The sequence below is a fragment of the Streptomyces flavofungini genome, assembly GCF_041028215.1.
Lineage (GTDB): Bacteria > Actinomycetota > Actinomycetes > Streptomycetales > Streptomycetaceae > Streptomyces > Streptomyces flavofungini_B.
Genome location: NZ_JASKYR010000628.1, coordinates 1 through 5,117 on the forward strand (window position 1 = coordinate 1; position 5,117 = coordinate 5,117).

Consider the following 5,117-nt stretch of genomic DNA (forward strand, 5'->3'; position numbering starts at 1 on the left):
CGAGGGGGGCGACGTGCTCRGGGGCGAGGGGGTCCAGCTGTCCCTCGGCCGGTTCCCTGAAGCCCTGGAAGACGTCCTCGGTCATCCGCGTCCTGGCCCGGGGGCAGATGACGTTGGCCGTCACCCCGTACTTGGCGAGGGCCAGTGCGGTGGACGTCGTCAGGCCGACGACGCCGCCCTTGGCCGCCGCGTAGTTGGGCTGGCCCGCGGAGCCCGCGAGGTAGGCCTCCGACGAGGTGTTGACGATCCGCCCGTACACCGGGCCGCCCGACGCCTTGGAGCGCTCGCGCCAGTGGGCGGACGCGAAGCGGGTGGTGTTGAAGTGGCCCTTGAGGTGGACGTGGATGACCGCGTCCCACTCGGACTCCGTCATCGAGAAGATCATGCGGTCGCGCAGGATGCCCGCGTTGTTGATGAGGATGTCGAGCTTGCCGTAGGTGCCGACGGCCGTGTCGACGAGCGCGCGGGCCTGTTCGTGGTCGGCGACGTCCCCGGTGTGCGCGACGGCCCGGCCGCCCGCGTCCCGGATCTCGGCGGCGACCTCCTCGGCCGGCGCCGCCGACGCCTCGCCGGAGCCGTCGCGCCCCGGTCGGCCGAAGTCGTTGACGACGACGCTCGCGCCGAGTCTGGCCAGTTCCAGGGCCTCGGCGCGGCCGAGCCCGCGCCCCGCGCCGGTGACGATCGCGGCGAGACCCTCAAGTGGCAGTGCCATGTCCGTCCTTCCTGTGGCCGCTTGGGCCGTCGGAGCCGCGTCGTCAGATCTCTATGCAGGTGCGCAGGGCGACGCCGGTCCGCATCTGTTCGAGCGCCTCGTTGATCTCGGCGAGCGGCACGCGGTGGGTGATCATGCTCTCCAGGTCGATGCGGCCCGCCCGCCAGAGCGCGATGGCCCGTTCGTAGGACTCAAGGACGTTGCCCCCGCCGTACATGGAGGGCAGGATGCGCTTCTCGTCGAAGAACAGCTCGAACATGTTGAGCTGGAGGTGGTCGTCCATGGCTCCGGCGCCGACCACGCAGAGCGTGCCGCCCCGGCGGGTCGTCTCGTACGCCGTGCGGGCCGTGGCCGACTTGCCGACGACCTCGAAGACGTAGTCGAAGCCCTCGCCCGCGGTGATCCGCTGCTTGGCGTCGGCGAGTTCCCCGGGGTCGACCGCCTCCGTGGCACCGAACTTCAGCGCCGCCTCCCTGCGCGAGACAACCGGGTCGACCGCGACGATCTGCGCGGCCCCCTTGAGGCGGGCGCCCTGGATCGCGGAGATGCCGACGCCGCCGCAGCCGATGACGGCGACCGACGAACCGGCCCGCACGTCGGCGGTGTTGATGGCCGCGCCGAGCCCCGTCGTCACACCGCAGCCGATGAGGGCGGCGATGTCCAGGGGCACGTCGTCCGGCACCGGCACCGCGCACCCGGCGTCGACGACGACCTCCTCGGCGAAGGTGCCGGTGCCCGCGAAGCCGAAGACGTCACCGGCGGGGCGCCGGAAGTTCGGGGTGCCCGCGTTCATGAATCCGGCGAGACAGAGCTGGGTCTGGCCGCGTTTGCAGGCGGGGCAGCTGCCGCAGGCGGGCAGCCAGCACAGCAGCACCCGGTCGCCGACGGACAGGCCGCTCACGCCGTCGCCCACGTCGGTGATCTCGCCCGCGCCCTCGTGCCCGGGGATGAAGGGGGCGGGCTGCGGCAGCACGCCGTTCATCGCGGAGACGTCGGAGTGGCAGAGGCCGGTGGCCCTGACCCGGATCTTCACCTTCCCGGGCCCGAAGCCCACCGCCTCGACGTCGTCGAGGACCTCCAGCTTGGTCTGGCCCGTCTCGTGCAGTACGGCTGCGCGCATGGTGCGGCTCCTCTCGTGCGGAGTACGAAGGACGTACGAACTGAAAGGTCAGGCGTGCTCGACGACGGTGTCGGACAGCACCGGCGCATCGTCCCGCTCGACGGCGGTGACCTCGGCGCGCACCCGGTCATCGGCGTGCCACATGCGGATGCGCAGGGTCTCGCCGGGGAAGACGACGCCGGTGAAACGGGTGCGGTAGCCGCGCACCCGGGACACGTCGCCGCCGAGCCGGGTGTCGACGACGGCCTTGAGCGTCATGCCGTAGGTGCACAGGCCGTGCAGGATCGGCCGCTCGAATCCGGCGAGCGCGGCGAACTCGGGGTCGGCGTGCAGCGGATTCCAGTCGCCGGAGAGGCGGTAGAGGAGCGCCTGGTCCTCGCGGACGGGGCGCAGGACGGTCAGGTCGGGTCCGCCCTCGGGGGCGGGCAGGCGGGTGGAGGGGCCCCGGTCGCCGCCGAAGCCGCCCTCGCCGCGCACGAAGATCTGGGAGTCGCTGGTCCACAGCGGGCCCTCGTCGTCGGCGGCCTCGGAGCGCAGGACGAGGATCGCGGCCTTGCCCTTGTCGTACACGGCGGCCACCTTCGAGGTGAGCTCGGCCTCGCCGCTGACCGGGAGGGGGCGGTGCGGGGTGAGGCTCTGGCCGCCGTGCAGCACCGAGGCGAGGTCCACGTCGATGCCGGGCAGGGAGATGCCGCCGACGACGCCGGGGCCGCCGCCCGCGACGGTGGCGAAGCTGGGCAGGACGTGCAGCCTGGACTCCAGGGTGTAGCGCAGTTCCTCGGGGTCGGCGGCGGGCAGTCCCGCGCCGAGGCCGAGGTGGTAGAGCTGGACGTCCTTGTGGCCCCAGGCGATCTTGGTGGACCGGGGTTCGGCGGCGACGGCCTTCGCGGCGTCAATGGGCATGGGGTGAGAGCTCCTCGGTCCGACGGCAGAAGACCTCGGTGCGGCCGTCCGCACCGTCGACCGCACCGAGGTCGCAACTGGACCGGAGGGCCGGTCCGCGGACCGGCCCGGTTCTGGCACGCGGCCGCTACTAGAACGCGTTCCACTCCGGCGATCCATGTATAGCCGAGGCCTGACCACTTGTGAAGGCTCCTGACGTTACGTCAGATTCCTTGAGGGCGAGGGGCTTTCGGGTCGCGCCGGGCCTTCGGGTACGTGGCCGCGGCGGCAGCGGCGTGACACGGCCCGTGACATTTGTACCGGCCGAGTCCGTACAGGCGCCTCTGCCGGGCGGGACCGTCCTCTCCGTAGCGTCGTGGGCATGACGAAGACATCGCGGAGGGACGGCGGCGAGGGGCGCTTCGGTTCGTACGCTGTTGTCCCGTACCGGCGGGCCGCGCGGACGGCATGACGGCCACGACGACGCCGCCGCGAGAGGACGGGAACGCCGACATGTCCTGGAAGAACAGGGTGAGCTGCCGGATGCACGAGTGGCGGGACGCCCGCGCCGAGTGGGAGGCCGGGCACGAGCGGGTCCCGGGAGCGTGGCGGCGGGGGCGCGCGGGCGGCCGGAAGGGCGACCCGTTCGGCCCGCCCCCCACCGGCTTCGCGCTCCTGCCCTGGCTCCTGATGGGCCTGGGCGCGATCTCCCACCTCCTCCAGGGCGAGACCCCGAACCCCTGGATCGGCGCCACCGGGCTGCTCGTCTTCAACTCCCTCTACGTCTTCATCGCCTTCCGCGCCTTCGACAAGTACACCCGCGAGGCGCGCGCGACCCGGGTCGCGCTTGTCCTGCTCGGGCTGCTGACCGTCGGTCTCGCCGCCGGGTACGGCGGCAACTGGCTCCTCTTCTTCCCCCTGCTCGGCCTCGCCACGGGCGCCGTCGTGCGCGGGCGTGGGCTCGGCCTCACCGGCCTCGGCCTGAGCGCGCTCGCCGGTGTCATCGGCGGGCTCAGGGACGGCTGGGGCGCGGTCAACGTCGCCTACGGCACGTTCCTCTCCACCATGGTCACCGCCGCGATCCTCTCCCTGGCCGAGGCCGTCCGCGAGCTGCGCGAGACCCGCGAGGAACTGGCCCGTACCGCCGTGGAGAAGGAGCGCCTGCGCTTCTCGCGCGACCTGCACGACCTCCTCGGGCACACCCTCTCCGTGATCGTCGTGAAGGCGGAGGCCACCCGCCGCCTCGCCCCCCGGGACCTGGACGCCGCGCTGGGCCAGGTCAGCGACATCGAGGCCGTCGGGCGGCAGGCGCTCACCGAGATCCGCGAGGCCGTCACCGGCTACCGCGAGGGCAGCCTCGCCACCGAACTCGACCGCGCCCGCGATCTGCTGACCGCCGCCGGGATCGGCGCCGTCGTCCGCCAGTCGGGGCCGCCGCTCGCCCCGCAGACCGCCGCCCTGCTCGGCTGGGTGGTCCGCGAGTCCGCCACCAACGTCGTACGCCACTCCCGGGCGGCGCATTGCGAGATCGAGGTCACCGGCACCGCCGAACAGACCCGTCTGGTGATCACGGACGACGGCCGCGGCGTAGGCTCGGGAACGCCCGGCAGCGGGCTGAAGGGCCTCGCCGAACGCCTCGCGGCGGCGGGCGGCTCCCTCACCTCGGGTCCGGCGCCCCGCTCCGGATTCCGCGTCACCGCCGTGCTGCCGGTCACCGGAACCGACCCGGTCGCGGCGACCGGCCCCGCCCCGGCGGGCGCCAAGGAGGAGCACACCCGATGATCAGAGTCCTGCTCGCCGAGGACCAGGGCATGATGCGGGGCGCGCTCGCCCTGCTGCTCGGCCTGGAGGAGGACATCGCGGTCGTCGCGCAGGTCGGCGCGGGCGACGAGATCGTGGACGCGGCGCTGACCGCCCGGCCGGACGTCGCCCTGCTCGACATCGAACTCCCCGGCCGCAGCGGTCTGGACGCCGCCGCCGACCTGCGCCAGGAGTGCCCCGAGTGCCGGGTCCTCATCCTCACCACCTTCGGCAGGCCCGGCTATCTGCGCCGCGCCATGGAGGCGGGCGCCGCCGGGTTCCTCGTCAAGGACGGGCCCGTCGAGGAGCTCGCCGAGGCCGTCCGCCGGGTGCTGCGGGGAGAGACGGTCATCGATCCGGTCCTGGCCGCCGCCGCGCTCAGCGCCGGGCCGAGCCCGCTCACCGGCCGGGAGGCCGACGTCCTGAAGGCCTCGGTGGACGGCGCGACCGTCGCCGACATCGCGGGGAAGCTGCATCTGTCGGAGTCGACGGTGCGGAACTACCTCTCCGCCGCCATCGGCAAGACGGGGACGCGCAACCGCATGGAGGCGGTACGGGAGGCGCGGCAGCGGGGGTGGCTGTAACCCCGGCCCCGACCCCAGC

Annotated in this window: 5 protein-coding genes; 2 read left to right on the forward strand and 3 right to left on the reverse strand. The window is 73.3% G+C overall.

Going from position 1 to position 5,117, the window contains the following annotated elements; translation table 11 throughout:
• The 3 genes from AB8Z36_RS31295 to AB8Z36_RS31305 form a co-directional block, all read right to left on the reverse strand.
• The coding region (locus tag AB8Z36_RS31295; RefSeq protein WP_369216763.1) for an SDR family NAD(P)-dependent oxidoreductase at positions 1-712 on the reverse strand (712 nt) is incomplete at its 3' end.
• Positions 713-755: 43 nt separating this feature from the next.
• Complete coding sequence (locus AB8Z36_RS31300) at positions 756-1,832, reverse strand: Zn-dependent alcohol dehydrogenase (protein ID WP_369216764.1); 1,077 nt, start codon at positions 1,830-1,832, stop codon at positions 756-758.
• Between the two features lie 48 nt (positions 1,833-1,880).
• Complete coding sequence (locus AB8Z36_RS31305) at positions 1,881-2,735, reverse strand: MaoC/PaaZ C-terminal domain-containing protein (protein WP_369216765.1); 855 nt, start codon at positions 2,733-2,735, stop codon at positions 1,881-1,883.
• 492 nt (positions 2,736-3,227) lie between these two features.
• On the opposite strand from AB8Z36_RS31305, the gene AB8Z36_RS31310 reads away from it, so the two are divergent.
• Positions 3,228-4,496 (forward strand): sensor histidine kinase, encoded by a 1,269-nt coding sequence (locus tag AB8Z36_RS31310; RefSeq protein WP_369216766.1) that lies wholly within the window; start codon positions 3,228-3,230, stop codon positions 4,494-4,496.
• Positions 4,493-5,098, forward strand: coding sequence for a response regulator (locus AB8Z36_RS31315; protein ID WP_369216767.1), 606 nt, complete (start codon positions 4,493-4,495; stop codon positions 5,096-5,098). The genes AB8Z36_RS31310 and AB8Z36_RS31315 overlap by 4 nt, the downstream gene beginning before the upstream one ends.
• Positions 5,099-5,117: the final 19 nt, after the last annotated feature.

Coding starts and splice junctions, on each gene's coding strand:
- AB8Z36_RS31315 (WP_369216767.1), top strand. CDS start 4,493: ATGATCAGAGTCCTGCTCGCCGAGGACCAGGGCATGATGCGGGGCGCG.
- AB8Z36_RS31300 (WP_369216764.1), bottom strand. CDS start 1,832: ATGCGCGCAGCCGTACTGCACGAGACGGGCCAGACCAAGCTGGAGGTC.
- AB8Z36_RS31310 (WP_369216766.1), top strand. CDS start 3,228: ATGTCCTGGAAGAACAGGGTGAGCTGCCGGATGCACGAGTGGCGGGAC.
- AB8Z36_RS31305 (WP_369216765.1), bottom strand. CDS start 2,735: ATGCCCATTGACGCCGCGAAGGCCGTCGCCGCCGAACCCCGGTCCACC.